The sequence below is a fragment of the Buchnera aphidicola (Microlophium carnosum) genome, assembly GCA_011752475.1.
GTDB classification, from domain to species: domain Bacteria; phylum Pseudomonadota; class Gammaproteobacteria; order Enterobacterales; family Enterobacteriaceae; genus Buchnera; species Buchnera aphidicola_BG.
Genome location: CP048747.1, coordinates 246,769 through 269,253, shown reverse-complemented (window position 1 = coordinate 269,253; position 22,485 = coordinate 246,769). Strand labels below are relative to the sequence as shown.

18 protein-coding genes and 1 pseudogene are annotated in these 22,485 nt (G+C 25.8%); 9 read left to right on the top strand and 10 right to left on the bottom strand.

What is annotated here, in order from left to right; genetic code table 11:
• Positions 1-135: 135 nt before the first annotated feature.
• Positions 136-1,854 carry a proline--tRNA ligase gene (locus G4A98_01195; GenBank protein QIQ41831.1) on the top strand — a complete coding sequence of 573 codons (1,719 nt, stop codon included), beginning with the start codon at positions 136-138 and terminating at the stop codon, positions 1,852-1,854.
• Positions 1,855-1,895: 41 nt separating this feature from the next.
• On the opposite strand, the gene dnaE is transcribed toward G4A98_01195, so the two are convergent.
• The 9 genes from dnaE to rpsB all read right to left on the bottom strand — a co-directional run bounded on the left by dnaE (position 1,896) and on the right by rpsB (position 13,819).
• Positions 1,896-5,381, bottom strand: coding sequence for a DNA polymerase III subunit alpha (gene dnaE / locus G4A98_01190; protein ID QIQ41830.1), 3,486 nt, complete (start codon positions 5,379-5,381; stop codon positions 1,896-1,898).
• Positions 5,382-5,416: 35 nt separating this feature from the next.
• Positions 5,417-5,872 carry a 3-hydroxyacyl-ACP dehydratase FabZ gene (gene fabZ, locus G4A98_01185; protein ID QIQ41829.1) on the bottom strand — a complete coding sequence of 152 codons (456 nt, stop codon included), beginning with the start codon at positions 5,870-5,872 and terminating at the stop codon, positions 5,417-5,419.
• A 160-nt stretch (positions 5,873-6,032) separates the two neighbouring features.
• Positions 6,033-8,435, bottom strand: a complete 2,403-nt coding sequence (gene bamA / locus G4A98_01180) for an outer membrane protein assembly factor BamA (GenBank protein ID QIQ41828.1) — start codon at positions 8,433-8,435, stop codon at positions 6,033-6,035.
• 227 nt (positions 8,436-8,662) lie between these two features.
• Entirely contained in the window at positions 8,663-9,418 is a 756-nt protein-coding gene (gene uppS, locus G4A98_01175) for a di-trans,poly-cis-decaprenylcistransferase (protein QIQ41827.1), read from the bottom strand.
• An 83-nt stretch (positions 9,419-9,501) separates the two neighbouring features.
• Positions 9,502-10,698, bottom strand: coding sequence for a 1-deoxy-D-xylulose-5-phosphate reductoisomerase (ispC, locus tag G4A98_01170; protein ID QIQ41826.1), 1,197 nt, complete (start codon positions 10,696-10,698; stop codon positions 9,502-9,504).
• Positions 10,699-10,793: 95 nt separating this feature from the next.
• The gene (gene frr, locus G4A98_01165; GenBank protein QIQ41825.1) at positions 10,794-11,351 is read right to left on the bottom strand and encodes a ribosome recycling factor; all 558 of its coding nucleotides are present in this window, start codon (positions 11,349-11,351) and stop codon (positions 10,794-10,796) included.
• A 79-nt stretch (positions 11,352-11,430) separates the two neighbouring features.
• On the bottom strand, positions 11,431-12,159 hold the full coding sequence (pyrH, locus tag G4A98_01160) for a UMP kinase (GenBank protein QIQ41824.1): 729 nt from the start codon (positions 12,157-12,159) through the stop codon (positions 11,431-11,433).
• A gap of 50 nt (positions 12,160-12,209) precedes the next feature.
• Positions 12,210-13,019, bottom strand: coding sequence for an elongation factor Ts (tsf, locus tag G4A98_01155; GenBank protein ID QIQ42169.1), 810 nt, complete (start codon positions 13,017-13,019; stop codon positions 12,210-12,212).
• 65 nt (positions 13,020-13,084) lie between these two features.
• A complete protein-coding gene (rpsB, locus tag G4A98_01150; protein ID QIQ41823.1) occupies positions 13,085-13,819 on the bottom strand; it encodes a 30S ribosomal protein S2 in 735 nt (244 codons plus the stop codon).
• Positions 13,820-14,065: 246 nt separating this feature from the next.
• Between rpsB and map the strand changes: the two genes are divergently transcribed.
• Positions 14,066-14,860 (top strand): type I methionyl aminopeptidase, encoded by a 795-nt coding sequence (gene map, locus G4A98_01145; protein ID QIQ41822.1) that lies wholly within the window; start codon positions 14,066-14,068, stop codon positions 14,858-14,860.
• A 70-nt stretch (positions 14,861-14,930) separates the two neighbouring features.
• The gene (dapD, locus tag G4A98_01140) at positions 14,931-15,755 is read left to right on the top strand and encodes a 2,3,4,5-tetrahydropyridine-2,6-dicarboxylate N-succinyltransferase (protein ID QIQ41821.1); all 825 of its coding nucleotides are present in this window, start codon (positions 14,931-14,933) and stop codon (positions 15,753-15,755) included.
• Positions 15,756-15,805: 50 nt separating this feature from the next.
• On the opposite strand, the gene degP is transcribed toward dapD, so the two are convergent.
• A complete protein-coding gene (gene degP / locus G4A98_01135; protein QIQ41820.1) occupies positions 15,806-17,242 on the bottom strand; it encodes a serine endoprotease DegP in 1,437 nt (478 codons plus the stop codon).
• A 305-nt stretch (positions 17,243-17,547) separates the two neighbouring features.
• Here degP and G4A98_01130 point away from each other — a divergent pair, with 305 nt between their 5' ends.
• The 6 genes and pseudogenes from G4A98_01130 (at position 17,548) to ftsL (ending at position 22,481) form a co-directional block, all read left to right on the top strand.
• Complete coding sequence (locus G4A98_01130) at positions 17,548-18,147, top strand: thiamine biosynthesis protein ApbE (GenBank protein QIQ41819.1); 600 nt, start codon at positions 17,548-17,550, stop codon at positions 18,145-18,147.
• Positions 18,102-18,587 (top strand): hypothetical protein, encoded by a 486-nt coding sequence (locus G4A98_01125; protein ID QIQ42168.1) that lies wholly within the window; start codon positions 18,102-18,104, stop codon positions 18,585-18,587. Before G4A98_01130 ends, G4A98_01125 begins: the two co-directional genes overlap by 46 nt.
• A 301-nt stretch (positions 18,588-18,888) precedes the next feature.
• Entirely contained in the window at positions 18,889-20,604 is a 1,716-nt protein-coding gene (locus tag G4A98_01120) for an acetolactate synthase 3 large subunit (protein QIQ41818.1), read from the top strand.
• Positions 20,605-20,607: 3 nt separating this feature from the next.
• On the top strand, positions 20,608-21,084 hold the full coding sequence (gene ilvN / locus G4A98_01115) for an acetolactate synthase small subunit (protein ID QIQ41817.1): 477 nt from the start codon (positions 20,608-20,610) through the stop codon (positions 21,082-21,084).
• A gap of 202 nt (positions 21,085-21,286) precedes the next feature.
• Entirely contained in the window at positions 21,287-22,225 is a 939-nt protein-coding gene (rsmH, locus tag G4A98_01110; protein QIQ42167.1) for a 16S rRNA (cytosine(1402)-N(4))-methyltransferase RsmH, read from the top strand.
• Positions 22,226-22,227: 2 nt separating this feature from the next.
• Positions 22,228-22,481 (top strand): annotated as a pseudogene (ftsL, locus tag G4A98_01105) (cell division protein FtsL).
• The last annotated feature ends 4 nt before the right edge of the window (positions 22,482-22,485 follow it).

Below are 22,485 nucleotides of genomic sequence, written 5' to 3'. Positions count from 1 at the left end.
TATATAAATTTAAAATAAACTATTTAAAATATAATGTTATTATATAATAAAATTACATCCACTGTTAAAAATAAATTTTTCCCAACAAAACCACTCTATTTTTCATAAAAAATTTTATTTTTGAGACCTTAATAAATGCTTATAAGTCAATATTTATTATCAACTTTAAAAAATATACCCTCTGACGCAAAAATTATTAGCCATCAACTAATGTTGCGAAGTGGTATGATTAGAAAAACATCTTCAGGTTTATATATCTGGCTTCCAACTGGGATTAGAGTACTAAAAAAAATAAAAAAAATTATTAAAAAAGAGATGGAAAAAATCAATGCATTAGAAATATCAATGCCTATTATCCAACCTGAATATTTATGGAAAGAAAGCGAACGATTAAGTGTATATGGAGAAGAATTATTAAAATTCTCCGATCGTCGTAAAAATCAGTTTATTTTAGGACCTACTAATGAAGAAGTTGTTACTAATTTTATCAGTTCTGAGATACATTCATATAAAGAACTACCATTAATAGTATATCAAATACAAACAAAATTTAGAGATGAAATACGACCTCGTTTTGGAATAATTAGAACGCGCGAATTTACTATGAAAGATGCTTACTCTTTTCATATAAATCAAGATTGTCTGGAAAATACTTATAATAAATTCCATAATAGTTATATAAATATATTTAAAAAAATGAAGTTAGATTTTTGTGTAGTAAAAGCTGATTCAGGTTCGATGGGAGGAAATATTTCTCATGAATTTCAAGCGTTTTCTGAAAATGGAGAAGATGAAATAGTTTTTTCTAACGATAGATCATATTCTTCAAATATAAATATGGCTAAATCTATCGAAACAATTAATTTTTTTAAAAAAAAAGATTCATACAAGATTCTTCAAAAAAAAACAAAAACAAAAAAGTCTATAGTAATTTCTGAAAAATTAAATACACCATTAGAAAATCAAATTAAAACTTTTTTAGTTCAGATAAAAACAGATAATATTACTTCAATAGCTGCATTATTAATACGAGGCGATCATGAATTAAATTTATTTAAAATAGAAAAAATTGAAATTTTAAAAAAACCTTTAGTATTTCTTAGTGAAAAAGAAATTATTTTATTGATAGGAGTGAAAAAAAAATTCTTAGGTCCTTTAGGATTAAAAATTCCTGTTATTGCTGATATTTCTACTTACAAAATGAAAGATTTTACTATTGGTTCAAACATTAATAAACATTTTTTTATTAATGTAAACTGGAATATTGATTTACCTATTCCAATAATTAAAGATATTAGAAAAGTAACAAAAAATGATTTAAGTCCTAATGGAACAGGCCATTTAAATATTAAAAAAAGTATTGAAATTGGTCATATATTTCAACTTGAACAAAAATATTCTAGAATAATGAATAAGTCTATCAAAACAAAAAATGGTCATCAAGAAAATTTATATATGGGATGTTATGGAATAGGAATAACACGTATTGCAGCAGCTATTATTGAACAAAATCATGACAGTAATGGTATTATTTGGCCAAATTCTATTGCACCTTTTGAAGTAGTTATTTTGCCTGTAAATATGAATAAAGATAATGAAATTAAAAAAATAGCACACGTTTTATATCAAAATTTTAAAAAAATAGGAGTGGATGTGATCTTATATGATCGAAATGAACGACCAGGAGTCATGTTTAACGAAATGGATTTAATTGGTATTCCTCATCAAATTATTATTAGTACACGCTCTATTAATAATAATAATGTTGAATATTGCGCAAGAAAAAACAAGAAAAATATTCTAGTCAATATACAAGATATAACAAAATTTATTGTGAAAAAACTTATAAACTAAAATTATTAATTACAATGTTATTTATAAAGATCAATATCTTTCTAAATATAGTCTAATTTTATTTTTTCTGATCCTACTAATAATTTTAATTCATTTAATAAATCATCACTAATTGTAACAAACCATTTTTTATTTAATGACAAATTTAAATATGAGCTTTTTTTATAGTAAGAAATACAAACAGGAATATTTCCTTTAGATTGTTTATCTAAACATTCATACAATTTATTTAAAAAAAACATCTCAGTTTTTTCTTCATTTAATATAATTATTAATCTGTATATATGTTTTTTTCTCATGATGCTTAAATCTATAAGATCATAAGCTGTCATTTTAATATTTTTACTAACAAAACTAAGGTTTAAAACTCCTCTTACAAATAATAGTGTATTGATTTTTAAAATAGATTCATGTAAATCTAATAAAACTGTAAAAATTATAACTTCTAAACGACTAGTATTATCATCTAATATTAAAATAGCTATACGGTTTTTACTTTTAGTTATTTTAATTTTAATGGAAACTATAATTCCTGCGACTAAAACTTTTCTATTTTTTTCAAAAAATTTTAATTGTGATAATTTTATTCCATTAACATAGTGTTTTAATTCTTGTTTATATTGATCAATAGGATGTCCTGTAAGATAAAATCCTAGTACTTGATATTCGTTTTCTAATTTATTTTTTTCAGAATAAATTAATTTATTAAAATTATTTTTTTTTACTTGTTTTAACTCATTTTTAAAAACACCGAAAAGACTTTCCTGTTGAAAAAATTTTGTTCTAAGAGATTCTTTTGATGCATTTATAGCATCATCAATCGATTTAAGTAAGTAATTTCTACTTTGATTAAAACAATCGCAACTTCCAGACATTATCAATTTTTCTAGTACTCTACGAGTTATCTTATTAGAATCAATTCTCATACAAAGATCAAACAAATCGTAAAAAAATCCATTTTTTTCACGTTCTTCAATAAGATTTCGTACTGAATTTTCTCCTATACCCTTAATAGCACCAATACCATAAACTATATTATTTAAATCATTTACATAAAATTCATATTTACTTAAATTAATATTTGGAGGTATAATTTTTAATCCTATATTTAACGATTCATTAACTAAAACAATAATTTTTTCTGTATTGTCTATATCAGATGTCATAGCTGCAGCCATAAATTCAGCAGGATAGTGTGATTTTAACCATAAAGTTTGATAAGAGACTAAAGCATAAGCTACAGAATGAGATTTATTAAATCCATATCCTGCAAATTTTTCTAATAAATCAAAAATTTTTACTGATAATTTTTTATTAATGCCATTTTTTAAAGCTCCTGCTTCAAATATAGCACGTTGTTTTGACATATCTTTTAAATTTTTTTTACTCATTGCTCGTCTTAAAATATCTGCACTTCCTAGTGTATAACCTGCTAAAACTTGTGCTATCTGCATTACTTGTTCTTGATATAATATGATTCCATATGTTGATTCCAATATAGGTTTTAATAGTATATGTTGCCATTTATGATCAGGGTATGAAATTTTCTCACGTCCATGTTTTCGATTAATAAAGTTATCGACCATACCAGATTGTAAGGGACCAGGTCTAAATAGTGCTACTAAAGCAATTATATCTTCAAAACAATCAGGTTGTAATCTTTTAATTAAATCTTTCATACCATAAGATTCTAATTGGAATACACCAGTAGTTTCAGATTTTTTTAATACATTAAAACATTTTATATCATCAAGAGGGATCGAATTAATATTTATTAATTTCTTTTTATGAAACTTAAGTTTCATATTAATCATTTCTACTGTATAATTAATAATAGTTAATGTACGTAAACCAAGAAAATCAAACTTTACTAATCCGATATATTCTATATCATTTTTATCAAATTGCGTTACTGGATTATTCCCTTTTTCATCACAATATAATGGACAAAAATCAGTAATTTTAGTAGGTGAAATAACTACTCCTCCTGCATGTTTTCCAACATTTCTATTGATTCCTTCTAATTTTTTAGCAATATCAATTATTTTTTTTACGTCTTCATTGTTTTTATAAAGATTAGATAGTTCAGATTCTTTAGAAAAAGCTTCGTTCAAAGTTATTCCGGGGTCTAAAGGTACTAACTTAGATAATTTATTAATAAATCCATATGGATATCCTAAAACACGACCTACGTCTCTAATAACAGCTTTTGCTGTTAATGTTCCAAAAGTAATAATTTGTGCTACTGCGTTTCTACCATATATATTTGAAACATGATCAATTACTTTATCACGTTTTTCCATGCAAAAATCAATATCAAAATCAGGCATTGAAACACGTTCTGGATTTAAAAATCTTTCAAATAAAAGATCAAAAGATAATGGATTCACTTCCGTAATATTTAAAGCATATGCTACAAGAGAACCGGCGCCAGAACCTCGTCCTGGACCTACTGGTATATTATTATCTTTTGACCATTGTATAAATTCCATAACGATTAAAAAATATCCAGGAAAACCCATTTTATTAATGACATTTAGTTCCATATCTAAACGATTTTTATATTGATTATAAATATGTTTATATTTTTTATTATTGACATCCAAAAGACTTAAACGGTTTTTTATACCTTTATATGCTTGTGTAATTAAGTAATTTTCAACACTGATTTTTCCAGTTGAAAACTGAGGTAAAAAATATCTTCCAGAATGTATAAAAACATTACAACGTTTTGCAATTTCTACACTATTTATAAGCGCTTCTGGAATATCTGAAAAAAGATCAGACATTTCTTTTTCAGTTTTTAAAAACTGTTGATCACTATAATTATTTTGAATTTTTGAATTCTGTAATATTTCACCTTCATTAATAGCAATTCTAATTTTATGAATTTTAAAATCTTCTTCATTTAAAAAACACACATCATTAGTAGCAACAACAGGAACACCTGTAGATAAAGATAAATCTATAGCCAAGTGTAAATATGTTTCTTCATTATCTCGATTTGTACGAAATAATTCTAAATAGTAAGAATCAGGAAAATATTTCTGATAAAATGATAAACAAGTAGATATCAATGATGTTTGACCATTAAGTAAAATTTTTCCTAGTTCACCTTGAGAACCACCAGAAAGTAGTATTAATCCCTTATTAATTTCTAATAACCATTTTTTTTCAATAGTGACATCACTATTATTAGTGTATCCTTTTTGATAAGAGCGAGAAATTAATAAGATTAAATTTTTATATCCTTCTTGAGTAGAAGCTAATAAAGTTAATTTTGTTAGTTTATTATTTATTAAATTAGAAAAAAATTGTACTGTCACACCAATAATAGGTTTCAAACCTAACTTATGAGCCATATTATAAAATTTAATTACACCGTGTAAATTGTTGTAATCAGTTATAGCAATAGCTGGCATATTTAACAATGCCGCTTTTTTAACTAATTCCTCAGGTTTTGATAATCCATCAATAATTGAGTAATCGCTATGTACATGAAGATGAATAAATTTTGGTTCATTCATATATTTTCCGAAATTTATTAGATAAATACATATTTTTAAGATAAATATTTTTTAGCAAAAATAATATTAGATTTACAAATGATATTATTGTTTACTACAGCTATATTTTTAAAAACTAAAATATTTTTATTGGATTTTAAAATAGTTACTTCTATAAACATTTGATCCCCAGGAATAACTGTTTTTTTAAAACGAGTATTATCTATTCCTACAAAATGATATAATTTATTGATGTTTAATTCACCTGTACTAATATATATTAAAATACTTGCTGCTTGAGCCATAGCTTCAACAATTAATACACCAGGAAAAATTGGTTCATTTAAAAAATGTCCTTGAAAATACGGTTCATTTATAGTGCAGTTTTTGATTGCTTGTAAAGATTTAAATATTTCAAAATTTAAAACTCGATCAATTAGTAAAAAAGGATAGCGATGAGGTAAAATTTGTAAAATTTTTTTGATATGTAATATATTATTTATCAAATTCAAAATATTTACCTTATTTTAAATGTTTTATTAAAATCAATATCATATTTTAAAATATAGATTAAAGAAAGATTGTATTGCTTATGTAATTTTAACAAATGAAATATTTTTATATTTTCATAATTATATACATCAAATAATTTTTTCTTAATTTATATTATAGTTACCAATTTTTGCCAATGTTAAATTGAAATGGTTCCAATTGATAATTTTTATTTTTTGTAATAGGAATTGCATAAGAAAAAACTAATGGACCAATTGGGGAAAACCATTGTAACGAACAACCAACTGATGAATAAACATCATCTAATATATTATCTTTTACAAATGAAAAAAAATTAACATTTCTAGGATTCTTGTATTGTATATCCCAAATATTACCAACATCTAAAAATAAAGACGCACGAAGAAATTTAGAGTATTTTTGATCTATCAAGGGAAAAGGTACAATAAGCTCTAAATTAGAAGAAAAGGTTAAATTTCCACCGATAGAATCAATGGATTCACAGAAATTATTATTTTCATATCCAATACAGTCTTCTGAATTAGTATTTTCATACGTTGATTTAGGACCGATAGTGTTTATACGAAAACCACGAATATTATTCACACTACTAGTATAGAAATTCTCATAAAAAGGCAATTTTTCTTTATTAAAAATGTTTCCTACTCCCATATAGATGTGACTTAAAAATATAAAACTCTTCTCTTTATCTAATGGAATAAAGTTCTCACTATCCAACATTATTTTATAAAAACTATTATCGGAACCAGGAAGAGTATTTTTTCCACTAATATGTATTTGATTTCCAGAGACAGGAAAATAAAGATATTCTAAATTAGAATATATCCACGAATAATTTATAGTAAAATCATCTACAAAATCATTTTTTAGAAATATGGTATTTAACGATTTTTTAATTAATAGAGAAGAATCAATCTTTTTTTCTTGATTATTAATACCATTATGGGTAAATCCAAATCCAAAGTTTAGTTTATTAGTATCATTAATTGAAAAACCTAAATTACTTTCAAAACCATAAGTTTTTTTTAGAAGATTTGAGATATTATTAAAATGATATTTCAAATCATTATAAAAAACTCTGGTGTTTAAATCTATACTGTTAGAAAAAAAATATGGATAACTCATTGATATATCAGCATATTTTTGATTTTCATTTTTAATAATATTAGCTTTTAAAGAATTTCCAGAACCAAATATATTTTCTTGAGAAAAAGACATATTAAAGCTTATGCCACTATCTACTCCATATCCCAGACCAAAATTTATAGAACCAGTAGGTTGTTCTTTTACTTTATACGTAATATCAACTTGATTAGATTTATGAGGATTTATTTTTGTAATTATTTCAACGTCACTAAAATAATGAGTTTTTTCTAACAATGTTTTACCTAATTCTAGTAATTTTATATTAAAATATTTACCTTCTACTTGTTTGATTTCACGACGTAAAACTTTATCTTGAGTTACTTCATTCCCTGAAAAATGAATTCTGTTGACAAAAAAACGTTGTTTAATATCAATATCAAAGTCTAGTACTATTGTTTTTTTTTCATGATTAACTTTTGGAATAACTATAACCTGAGCATTAATATATCCGTTTTCATGTAAAAATCTTCTTATCTTATTTACTATAATGTCAATTTTTTCCTGATTGTAAAGTTCATAATGATTAATGTTGATAAAATTTGAAATTACATCTTGATATGGAAATACATTTCCATTAATAAAAAAATTTGAAATATTATATTTTTTACCTTCAGAAATATTTATTGTGATATTTATCTTATTTTGATCTTGAATAAAATCTATTTTTTTAGAATTTACATGAAAATAAAAATATCCATGACTCAAATAGAAATATTTTAAACGTTCTAAATCATTGTTTAATTCTTTTGAAGAATAAATACATTTACTTAAAATATTCCACCAAGAATGATGATCTTTTGATTTTAACAATGAAAAAATTTCTTCTTTAGAAAAATTTTGAATGCCAAGTATATTAATACTATTAATTTTTATAGGTATACCTTCATTAATTAATATTTTTAAATTAACAGTATTACTTTCAGAAAAAATTTTTAATATTTTTACATTTGATTTATATCTTCCGAAATCATGATAAGCATCTCCTATTTCTTTAACAAATATATCAGTGAAAAAATCATTAAATGGCTTGCTTTTTTCAATATTTAATTGTGCTAAATATTTATCTAAAATAGAATTATTAATAATATGATTACCAGAAATAGCAACATTAGAAATAATGGGTCTTTCTCTCACATTAAAGATCACAGTTTTGTCTGAAAGAACTACTTTAATATCTTCAAATTTTCCTGTTTTAAATAAAGATTTAATGCTATTTTGTACATCATATTGAGATATTTGATTTCCGATGCTAAAAACAATACTTTTTAAGGCTTCATTTTGTGAAAAATTTTTCAATCCTTTAAACTGAATATCTTTAACAAGGAATGTATTTTTTGCACAAACTATTAGGCTAAAAAACATTAAAAAAGCTATAAAAAAATTTTTAATGAACATTATTATTATAATTTTTCCTACAATAGATTTCTTCTTTCGTAAAATTTATTAAAAAAATTTAAATTTATTAGAAATTATGAAGTAAAAAAAAATTTAAAAGACACTTTTTTTATATTTTCATGTCATTACTCATCAAAAAATATTTTTTTAAAAAAAATTAAAAGCGTCATTATTTAATATGAATACAAATTTGATTTTCCTAAGAACTTTAATGATATAAAAATATACTATTTCTCATATATTTTAAATCCTCCAAAACGACGTTCACGAGATATAAAAGAATCTATAGCATGCTGAAAAACACATTGATTAAAATCAGGCCACAAAACATCAGTAAAATATAACTCAGAATAAGCTATTTGCCATAATAAAAAATTACTAATTCTTTTTTCTCCTCCTGTCCTAATAACGAGATCTACTGGAAGCAGTTGACTAGTAGATAAATATTGAGAAAAAGTGTTTTCTTTAATGTCATTTATATTTAAAACGCCTTGTTGAACTTTATTAATAATTTTCTTGATACCTTGAATGATATCCCATCTTCCACCATAATTTGCAGCTATATTTAATATTAAACCACTATTCTGTAAACTTATTTTTTCTGCATTATAAATACTACTTTGTAATTTTTTATTAAAATATGTTATGTCGCCGATAACCTTTAATCTAATATTATATTTTTTTAAATTTTTGATTTCACTATCTAATGCATAAGAAAATAATTCCATTAATGATTTAATTTCAGATAACGGACGATTCCAATTCTCACTACTAAAAGCGTATAATGTTAATATTTTTAAATTATTTATAATAGAAAATCTTATTGCTCTCTTAACTGCTTTAAAACCTTCTTTATGCCCTAAAATACGCATTTTACCTTGTTTATTAGCCCAACGTCCATTTCCATCCATAATAATTGCGACATGACGAGGATTGTGTTTATGATGTTTTTCGTTATGTTCTAATAAATATTTATACTGCATAGAATATATATATTTCTCTTGAAAAATAGAATTTTATTAAAATATTCTAAATTAAATGATTAATACATTAAAAAAATGTATTGTTAAAAAATCAAAGACAACACTTTATTTTTAGCCAATATTCTAGCTTGTCTATCAATCTCTAAAACATCTTCAATACAATCAGGTTCTGAAAAACAGGAAAACGTTAGTGTTTCACTATTTATTTCATAAATTTTAGTAAAAGAAATTTTAGAATCAAGAAAAGCTGACACGGCAATTTCATTGGCAGCATTTAAAACAATCATAGCGGATTGACCTTGAGAGAAAGAATCAATTGCTAATTTTAAGCATGGAAATTGAATGAAGTTCGGTTCAAAAAACGATAGGTTATTTATTTTAGAAAAATTTACACAATTAACTCCTGAATAAATACGATCGGGCCAAGACATAGCATATGAAATAGAAATTCTAATATCAGGAACTGATAATTGTGCTAATAAAGCACCATCAGAATATTGGACCATAGAATGAATGATTGATTCAGGATGAATCAAAATTTGAATTTCCGATTCTAATGCATTAAATAACCATCTTGCTTCAGCATATTCTAAACCTTTATTCATCATAGTAGCTGAATCTACAGAAATTTTTCGTCCCATTAACCAATTTGGATGAGAACATGCTTGATTCGGAGTTACACTAGATAAATCAGATGAAGAAAATTTATAAAACGGTCCTCCTGAACCAGTTAAAACAAGATGCTTAATATTATTTCTTTTTAAATTAGACATACCTAAATTTTTTTGAACTTCTAAAGGTAGAACTTGAAAAATAGCGTTGTGTTCACTATCAATAGGAAGAATTTTGGCACCACTTGAAGCAAGTGCTTTCATGAATAAAGAACCACATGTAATTAAAGATTCTTTATTAGCTAATAACACTGTTTTTCCAGCATATATTGCGGATAATGTTGGTAATAAACCTGCTATTCCAACAATTGCAGATATTACTTGATCTATTTCTTGTAATGAAGCTAATCTACAAATATCTTTTTCTTTAAAAAGAACTTCAGTTCTTATTTTTTTACGTTTTAATTTTTTTCTTAATATATTTGCAGATTTTTCATCTCTCATTGCTGCCCAATCAGGAGAAAATAACTCACATTGCTGTAACATAGTAGTAATATTTGTATTAGCTACTAAAGCAATTACTTTAAATAAATTCGGATTTTTTTTAATAATCGATAATGCGCTAATGCCAACAGAACCAGTTGATCCTAAAATAGTGATTTTTTTCATAAATGTTCTTACATTATAAAAAATTAATAATTTTTTTACATAAATTTTTTTAATTTATACTTTATTATATGATATATGTTTTAACAATAAAAACCTTAAAACTTCATTAGTTCTATTTCTTTTTCAGATAAAATAGAATCTATTTTTTTAATACATTCATCTGTCATAATTTGTATCTTAATTTGAGAAGCACGTTCGGCATCTTCACTAATAATTTTATTTTTAAGAAGTCTCTTAACTTTATCATTTGAATCTCTACGAATATTACGAATAATAACACGACTACTTTCGGCTTCACTACGAATGAATTTAATTAATCTCTTTCTTCTTTCTTCTGTTAATGGAGGGATTGGTATTAATATATCTTTCCCTTGTAAAATTGGATTTAAATCAAGATTGGAATTTAAAATAGCTTTTCTAATTAAAGATGTAATAGAATTATCAAAAACATTAATTTTAAGAGTATGGGCATCTTCAAGAATTATACTAGATACTTGACGTAGAGAAGTTTTAGAGCCAAAATATTCAATATAAATACTATGAAGTAATGTTGGTGAGGCGCGACCAGTTTTAATGTTATTAATATTTTTATGAAACATTTGAATACATGTCTCCATGCGCTCACGAGTTTTTATATTAATCTGATTAATCACATGATTACCTATACAATATATTCTTAATGGAATAAAATACTTTTTTTATGTAATAAATATTATTAAATTTGTTAAACGTCTATTCAGTAATAAGAGTACCTTCGTTGTTTCCTATCATAATACGATATAAAGACCCAGGATTGTTTATGTTAAAAACTCGGATAGGTAAATGATAATCTCGAGCAAGTGTAAAAGCAGCTAAATCCATTACTTTTAATTCTTTTTTAAGAACGTCTTTATATGTTAATGTTCTATACAGAACAGCACGATGATCTTTTTTTGGATCTTTTGAATATACTCCATCAACTTTAGTACCTTTTAAAATGATATCAGATTCTGTCTCAATACCACGTAAACAAGCAGCTGAATCAGTTGTAAAAAAAGGATTACCTGTTCCAGCAGCAAAAATAATAATAAAATGATTAGACAATAAATTTATTGCTCGTTCGCAACTATATATTTCACAAATACCATTTAATGGTATTGCAGACATTAAACACGTTTTCGCAGAAGAAATTGAATTAATTGTATCTCTCATAGCCAAACTATTAATAACTGTTGATAATATGCCAATATGATCAGCAGCTACTCGATTAAGACCTAACTTTGATAATTTTGCACCACGAAATAAATTACCACTTCCAATAACTAACCCTACTTGAATACCAATTTTTACTATAGAATCAATTTCTTTTGCTATTCTTTTTAAAGAATTTATATCAATACCAAATTTGTTAGCTCCTTGTAATACTTCTCCACTTATTTTCAATAAAATACGTCGATATATAAATTGCTTATTTGTAGACATATTTCTCAACCTAAATATATTTTATATTAACATGTTTTTAAATTTATAATTTATTCAAATATAGTCTCACCTAGTTCAAATCTAATAAATGATTTAATATATGAATCATTTTCATATAAAATATCTCCTACTGTTTTTGTCGGGTCTATAACAAAACTCTGACCTATTAAAGAGATACTATTAATAAATTTATTCATTTTTCCATCTATGATTTTTTTTAATAAATTCGCTGGTTTTTTAAGATGACTTGTTAAGTCTAATTGTATTGCATATTCCCTTTCAAAAACTTTACTAGATACATTTCTTGGATGTAAATATGTTGGTTTACTTGCAGCTATATGCATTGCAATATTTTTTAATATTGTTTTATCTAAGGAACCTGCACTAACTAAAACCCCAATTCGAATTCCATGAAGATAGGAGCAAATATTTTCACCTTCGAGAAAATGAAAACGACGTATATTAATATTTTCACCTACTTTTAACACTAAATCTGTTCTCTTTGATTCAAAAATTTCTTTTAATTGATTGATATCTTTTATTTTTTTTTCCAATGCTTCTAGTAAAATATCTTCTCCTAAAGAAATAAATGAATTATCTTTAGATACAAAATCAGTTTCACAGTTTAATTCAAGCATCACACCAATATTATTTTTAATTTTTGAAAAAATCATACCTTGATTAGTAATATTATTTATTTTTCTTTCGGCAATTAGCTCTCCTGACTTTCGTAAATTATCAATTGCTGACTCAATATCTCCATTTTCTTCTAATAATGCTCGTTTACATTCTAAAAAACCTACGCCTGTACGCGATCTTAATTCTTTAATAAGACAAGTATTAATAATGTTAGTATTTATCACATTAGTTTCCTTTTTATAAATTATTTCAATGAAGTTTCTACAAAATTTTTAGTGAATATTTTCTATTCAATATTTAAATTCTTTTTAGAATCGCTTAAAATCTTATCTAGCAAATTTTTTTTATTTGTTTTAGAAATAATAAGAACTACAGATTTTAAGTATAAGTTTACTGATCGAATAGCATCATCGTTACCAGGTATAATGTAATCTACACCATCAGGATTGGAATTAGTATCAACGATAGCAAATACTGGGATGCCTAAATTATTAGCTTCTTTTATTGCAATATTTTCATGTGCAGCATCAATGACAAATAAACAATCAGGCAATCCTCCCATATTTTTAATACCGCCTAAACTATTTTCTAACTTACATAATTCCCGTGTTCTTATTAAAGCTTCTTTTTTAGTTAACTTAGAAAATGTGCCATCTTTAGATTCTATCTCTAAATCTTTTAAGCGTTTTATAGATTGTCTAACCGTTTTCCAATTTGTTAGCATCCCACCTAACCAACGATGATTGACATAAAATTGTTCGCAATTAATAGCCGCTTCTTTGATTCCTTTACTTGCAGCTTTTTTCGTACCTACAAATAATATCTTACCTTTTCGTAATGAGATTTTTTTTAATTCAGAAAGAGCAAAATTAAACATTGGAAGCGTCTTTTCTAAATTAATAATATGCACTCTATTACGGGTTCCAAAAATAAAAGATTTCATTTTTGGATTCCAATAACGTGTTTGGTGACCAAAATGAACTCCTGCTTTTAACATATCACGCATTGATACTATTTCCATGATTACCTCTGACTTTAAAAGATTAAATACGTTATAAGTATTATATTAAACAAAAATAAAGATTAATATATTAATTTTTATTTTTTATTTTATATACTAAATATAAAACATATATCATATTTTTATTATTAATAAACGAATAATTATTCATATTTTTATATAATTTTAAAAAAAAATATATATTTTACAGTATAATTTAAATATATCTTAAATTACGAAAATTGATATAAAAAATGGCTAAATATTATGAGTTGTATAATTAAAACAGAATCAGAAATTAAAAAAATGCGAATGTCTGGAAAATTAGCGGCTGAAGTACTAGAAATGATAGAAAAATACCTTCATCCAAAAATAAGTACAGAAGATATTAACCAAATTTGTCATGAGTATATTGTTTACGAAAAAAAAGCGATTGCCGCATGTTTGGGATATCATGGATTTCCAAAATCGATCTGTATTTCTATCAATGATGTAGTATGTCACGGAATTCCAAATAAAAATCAATTACTTAAAGAAGGAGATATAGTCAATATAGATGTTGCAATCATGAAAGATAACTATCATGGTGATACTTCAAAAATGTTTTTTATAGGTAAAACTAGTATTTTATCTCAACGTTTATGTCAAGTCGCACAAGAAAGCCTTTATCTATCTTTAAAACTAGTTAAACCAGGTATTCATTTATATAAAATTGGCGAAATCATTCAAAATTATGTTGAAAGTAATAATTTTTCTGTTGTAAAAGAATATTGTGGTCATGGAATTGGTCGTAATTTTCATGAAGAACCACATGTATTACATTATAAAAACCAAGAAAATAATATTATTTTAAAACAAGGAATGATTTTTACTATTGAACCCATGATTAACTCTGGAAACCCTGAAGTAAAGTGTATGAAAGATGGCTGGACTGTAAAAACTAGAGATCATTCTTTATCAGCTCAATATGAACATACTGTATTAGTAACAGAGTATGGATGTGATATTTTAACATGGCAAAAAGATGAAAAAATTCCTCCAAAATTATTTAATAAAAATTAAATTTTCTTTAAATTTTTTAAAATAAAAATTTTTTTTATTCATTAATCATAAATTAGGTTAAATAAAAAATATGCAAGAATTAAAAAAAATAGTTGAAGAAGCTTATGAAAATAAGAATATGATTAACATCAGTAATGTTAATGATGATACTATTAAAACTGTTTTTCATGTTATTAAATTATTAAATAATGGCGTTATTAGAATTTCAGAAAAAAAAGACGATATTTGGATTACACATGAATGGTTAAAAAAAGCGGTTCTACTATATATATACATCAGAAAAAATAGTTTAACAAAAGGTAATTATACTAATTATTACGACAAAATTCCATTAAAATATAAAAAATATGATGAAAAAAAATTTAAAAAAGAAAAAGTACGAATAGTCCCTCCGGCAACAATAAGATATGGTGCATTTATTAATTACAACACAGTTATCATGCCCTCTTATATAAATATAGGCGCATATATTGATGAAGGAACTATGGTAGATACTTGGGCGACCGTAGGATCTTGTGCTCAAATCGGTAAAAATGTACATATATCTGGAGGTGTAGGTATTGGAGGTGTTCTAGAACCTCTACAAAATAATCCTACAATTATTGAAGATGATTGTTTTATTGGTGCTCGTTCCGAAGTTGTAGAAGGAGTTATAATAGAAAAAGGATGCGTAATTTCTATGGGTGTTTTTATTGGACAAAGCACTAAAATCTATGATAGAGAAAATGGAAAAATTTTTTATGGAAGAGTACCAGCTCATTCTGTCGTAGTGTCTGGAAGTTTGCCATCTAAAAATGGAAATTATAATCTTTATGCCGCTATTATTGTAAAAAAAGTTGATTTAAAAACATTGAAAAAAACAGAGATTAATCAATTATTAAGAAATATAATATGATGAAAAAATAAAAATCCGCCCGTATTTTTTCGGGCGGAACCGTATAACAATTATTCACTTACTAGATATATGCTATCATTACCTCTTTTTACACTAAACACTAATATTTTAGGTTTGGCATCTAAAATGTTTTTTAATTCTTCTAAGTTGCTTATTGATTTTTGATTAACTCCAGTAATAATATCATCTTTTTTAAAACCAATTTTAGATGCAGGAGTATTCAATTTTACATTTTCTACTTTTACACCTTTTTGTTGAGTAGATACATCATCACTTAAATCTACACCTTCAATTCCTATATAAATATTCTCTGAATTTAAATTGTTTTTTGTAGAATGTTTTAATTCAACAGTGACGTTGTGTATTTTTCCTTCTCGGAATATTCCTAATTCCATTTTAGTAGTAACTGGAAGAGAACCTATTTCAGCACGCAATGCTGAAAAACTAGAAATAGGTTTTTTATTTAAAGAAATTATAATATCACCAGCCTTAATTCCTGCTTCAAATGCAGAAGAATTCGGTAAAACTCGACTAACAAAGGTTCCTTTTTGTGCGTTTATCTTCATGATTTGTGCTAAATCTGAATTTAATTCTATTCCTATTATTCCTAACTCTCCACGTCTTACTTGTCCAAATTGGACCATTTGTGCAGTTAAATTTTTTACCATGTTTCCAGGAATTGCAAATCCTATTCCAATGTTTCCACCATCTGGTGCTAAAATAGCAGTATTAATACCTATTAATTCACCATTTAAATTAACTAATGCTCCACCAGAATTACCTCTATTAATCGCTGCATCAGTTTGAATAAAATTTTCATAATGCTCGATGTTTAAACCACTTCGTCCTAAAGCAGAAATAATACCTGAAGTGACAGTTTCTCCAAGACCATACGGATTTCCAATAGCTACAGTATAATCTCCTACTCGTAAAGCATCAGAATCAGCAATCTTTATAGCACTTAAATTTTTTGCATTTTTTAATTGTATTAAAGCAATATCAGAACGAGAATCCTTTCCAATTATCTGAGCTTCATAACGACGTCCATCACTTAATTGCACTTGAATTTTATTTGCATTTTCAACAACATGATTATTTGTTACTGCGTATCCTTTATCAGCATTAATAATTACACCAGAACCTAACGCACGAAATTTTTTATTTGTACTATCAGAATCAGGATTAACTCGACAAAAAGGAGAATTTCGAAATGGCGAATTACCCTGACAAAAAGGCGAATTGTCACCAAAAAATGGTTGAAATTGATGAGGTAAACGAGAAGTACGTACACTAGTACTTCCTTCAATATTAATACTAATTACTGAGGGCATAACTTTTTCTAACATGGGTGCTAAACTAGGAGATACTTCTCTCGAAACAGTATTGTCTTTAATAACAGGAGCAACATCGTTCCAAGACATTCCAAAATTTAGTAATAGCGTTAAAATAAGTATTGCTTCGCTTAATACTATGGCTAACTTTTTCATTATTTCTTTCTCATAATTACAATCTAATCTCTAAATAAAAACATTATTATAATCGATTACAAAATGGAATAAATGTTTATTATACACTCGATCGATATTTAACTCCATTGCTCATTAATATCTATAATATAAAAATTGATACTAATATAACAATTATAAAAAAGACTACAAAATAGTAAATTTTCATATTCGAAAAATAAAAAAATAATAACTAATAATTATTATCTAAAAAAATATTTATAATATTATTTTTTTAATTTTATTGCTAAAATTTATTTAAATTAATTAGGAGAACAATATTCTTTATGTTTTTTAATATCATTTGTAGTATTTTTATTTGTATTATATTTATAATAGTCAATTTTTATAGTAAACCTTCAAAAAAAGAAAAACAAAACATTATAATGTTAACAGGAAAAACTATGGGAACATATTGGCAAGTTAAGGTTCCTAATTTAAAAAATAAAGCATATATAAAAAATTTAATACAAAAATATTTAGATCAAGATGAAACAATGCTTTCATCTTGGAAAAAAAATTCCATAGTGTCTGAATTTAATAAACGAAAAAAAAACCAACTGCAAAAAATTAATAAAGATTTTTTTAACATTATTTCAATAGCTTTAAAGATAAACAAAAAAACTCATGGAAAATTAGATATCACAATTAGTCCATTAATTAATATATGGGGATTTGGTACTAAAAAAAAACCAACTACCTATCCTTCTAAAAAAAAAATAAAGGAAAAAATTCATCTTTCGGGTAGTCAACACTTAAAACTGATTAAAAATTCTTTTGGTATGTTTTTAGAAAAAGATATGAATGGAATCGAGATTAATCTTTCTACTCTTGGTGAAGGATTTGCCGTAGATCATTTAGCATATATACTAAAAAAAAAAGACTAAAAAATTACACTATCTCAGTTGGCGGAACTGTATTAGTTCAAACAGAAAACCATAAAAAAAATTCTAAAATTATTGCTATTCAAAAACCAATTGATGAAAAAAAATCAATACATTTATTAGTACATCTAAAAAACAGCTCAATTAGTACAGCAGGTAGTTATCGTAATTACTATTACCTTCAAGGAAAATATATTTCACACTTAATTGATCCTACTAGCGGAAAACCTGTAAATCATAATTTAATTTCAGTTAGTGTTATTTCTTCAACAGCTTTAGAAGCTGATAGTTGGGATACAGGATTATTAATATTAGGCTTTAAGAAAGCTAAAAAATTAGCATTAAAAGAACAATTAGCAGTCTGTCTTATTACTAAAAAAAGAAATATTTTTTCAACTTGGCTATCTCCTAAATTCAAAAAATTTTTAGTAAAAAAAAAATAATTTCTATTAATTTGACATATAAAAAATAAATCATATTAATTATACTTAATACTTTCTATTAATTGATAATCTCTGATATATTTGTAATAATAAAAATCAACATAAATTCTTTATTTAAGATCAATGCGAGAATTAAATTATTTTTTAAACAATTTATGTTTTTATCAACAAAAATTAATGATTAAAAAAACAAACTTTTCAAACTAAATAGCGCTAATTTTATATAGATAAACTACAGGATAAACTGATAAATAGCGAACTAGGAAATAAAACCTAATAAATTAGTTTCCTGGAGGAAAAAATGGAAATGTTATCAGGAGCTGAAATGGTCGTTCGATCATTAATTGATCAGGGAATACAGCATATATTTGGTTATCCTGGTGGTGCTGTACTAGATATTTATGATGCCCTAAAAACTGTTGGCGGAATTGAACACATTTTAGTAAGACACGAACAAGCTGCAACTCATATGGCTGATGGATATTCTCGTTCCACCGGAAAAATAGGAGTGGTCTTAGTTACTTCCGGACCAGGTGCAACTAATGCTATTACTGGTATTGCTACAGCATATATGGACTCTATTCCTATGGTGGTGATATCGGGTCAAGTTGCTTCTTCGCTAATCGGTTACGATGCTTTTCAAGAATGCGATATGATTGGTATTTCTCGCCCAGTAGTAAAATATAGTTTTTTAGTCAAAAAGACTGAAGACATACCAATTATCTTTAAAAAAGCTTTTTGGTTAGCATCAAGTGGACGTCCAGGACCCGTAGTAATTGATTTGCCAAAAGATATTTTAAAAAAAGAAAATAAATTTTGTTATAAATGGCCAGATAATATTAATATACGCTCATATAATCCAACAACTAAAGGTCATATAGGACAAATTCAAAAAGCACTAGATACATTATTAAAATCTAAAAGACCTGTCATTTATGCAGGCGGTGGAATAATTAGCTCAAACAGCAGCGAAGAATTACGAATTTTTGCAGAAAAAATCAACTGTCCAGTTACCACGTCTTTAATGGGATTAGGTGCGTTTCCAGGTACTCATGATCAAAACATTTCTATGTTAGGAATGCATGGTACTTATGAAGCTAACATGACAATGCATCACGCTGATGTAATTTTTGCAATCGGAGTTAGATTTGATGATCGAACAACAAATAACTTAAATAAATACTGTCCAAACGCTATCATTTTACATATTGACATTGATCCTACTTCTATTTCTAAAACTGTTCCAGCCAATATCCCAATTGTTGGAGATGCAAAACATGTCTTACAAAAAATGATAGAATTACTAAAAAAAAGAAAGAAAATTTTATTTTTAGAGGATTGGTGGAATACCATTAAAAAATGGAAGAAAGTTAATAGTCTTGAATATAATAAAATAGGTGATAAGATAAAACCCCAAACAGTTATTGAAACCCTGTTTAAACTTACAGCAGGTACATCTTATATTGCTTCAGACGTTGGACAACATCAAATGTTTACTGCGTTATATTATCCATTTAATAAACCTAGACATTGGATCAACTCAGGCGGTCTAGGCACTATGGGATTTGGACTACCTGCAGCGTTAGGAGTTAAATTAGCTTTACCTAAAGAAACTGTCATCTGTATCACTGGAGATGGTAGTATTCAAATGAACATTCAAGAATTATCTACAGCACGACAATATAACTTAGCAATTTTAATATTAAATCTTAACAATTCTTCTTTAGGAATGGTTAAGCAGTGGCAAGACATGATTTATTCTGGACGACATTCTCATTCTTATATGGATTCACTTCCAGATTTTGTAAAATTGTCAGAATCTTATGGACACTTTGGTATAAAAATTACTAATCCTATAGAATTAGAAGAAAAATTAAAGCTAGCGTTGAAAAAATTATCTCATGGTCATTTAGTATTTGTAGACGTCCAAATAGATAATTCCGAGCACGTTTATCCTATGCAAATTCAAGGTGGAGGCATGAACGAAATGTGGTTAAGGAAAAAAGAGGTTTCCTAAAATATGCGAAGAATTTTATCTATTTTATTAGAAAACGAATCAGGTGCGTTATCACGAGTAATAGGACTATTTTCACAAAGAGGATATAATATAGAAACTGTTACATTAGCACCTACTGAAGATCCTACTTTATCAAAAATGACTATACAAACAGTAGGGAATGAAAAAGCAATTGAACAAATTGAAAAACAACTTCATAAATTAATAGATGTGTTAAGAGTTGTACAAATTAAACAATCTTCTCATATAGAACGTGAAATTATATTATTAAAAGTGCAGATAAATAACTATAGAAGAGATGATATTAAACATATTACTGAAATATTTCGAGGACAAATTGTAGATATAACATCTACAACATATATATTACAGTTGTCTGGTACTACAAAAAAAATCGATTCTTTTCTAAAAATAATACGTAACATATCAGAAGTTATTGAAGTCACTCGTTCCGGAATTGTTGGTATGTCTCGGGGATGAATTTTTTATATAAAAAAACGGAAAATATTTTATACATCATGATTCGTACTCACTAATAACTTTTAATGTATTTATCAATTTTTTCAATTCGAGTTAATAACATTTTAAATGGTAATTTTTCTAAAAAAATATATCAAACATGGTCATTTTGATTAAAATGACCATGTACCATATTCTTACTTTATATCATACATATTTTATAATGAATCGCACACTTACACATATTCCAGTAATGAAACAAGAATTAATTCATTCTTTAAAAATAAAAAAAAATGGTATTTATATTGACGGTACATTTGGAACAGGTGGACATTCAAATGAAATTTTAAAAAGATTAGGAAAAGATGGAAAATTATATTCTATTGATAGAGATCCAATTGCTGTTTCTATAGGTCATAATATTCAAGATTCACGCTTTCATATAATCAATCAAAATTTTTCAAAATTACTAGATTATGCAAAAAACCAAGAGATTATAGGGAAGGTTAATGGAATTATATTTGATTTAGGAGTATCTTCATTACAAATTGACAACCATGAAAGAGGTTTTTCATTTAAAAAAGATGGTCCTTTAGACATGAGAATGAATCCCAACTATGGTATTTCTGCTTCAGAATGGCTTTTTAAAAGCAATGTCCATGAAATTGCTTTTGTATTAAAAAATTTTGGAGAAGAGCGTTTTTCAAAAAAAATAGCTCATGCAATCAAACACGTCAATCAAATAAAAAAAATAACCCGAACTTTAGAATTAGCTGATATTATTAAAAGAGCTATACCAATAAGAAATAAATTTAAACATCCCGCAAGAAGAAGCTTTCAAGCTATTAGAATTTATATCAATCAAGAATTAGAAGAAATTCAACAAGCTTTGAAAAGTACGCTAAAAATATTAAAACCAGGAGGACGTATATCAGTTCTTAGTTTTCATTCTTTAGAAGATAGAATAGTAAAAAATTTTATGATACAAAACAGTGCAAAAGCAGTTGTTCCATATGGCATGGCTATCACAGAAAAACAATTAAATAATTTAAAAATCTGCAAGTTAAAAATTATCAATCGAATATCACCAACTGCAAGTGAAATAAATAATAATCCTAGAGCTCGTAGCTCTATACTTCGTGTGGCAGAAATACGAGAATAAATATGAAAATTCAACGTTATGATTTACCGACAATAATCAAAAATGATTTTCTTGTATATGGAAAAACTCATTTAATTTTATTAATTTCTATTATATTATCTGCTAGCTTTGTTGTCATAACAGTTCATAAAACCCGATTATTAATTACTCAAGAAGAAAATCTTATTCTAAAAAAAAAGAAAAAAATAACGAATGGAGAAATTTAATAATTGAAAAAAATTCTTTATCTCTTTACTCTACAGTTCAAAAAAAATAATTTT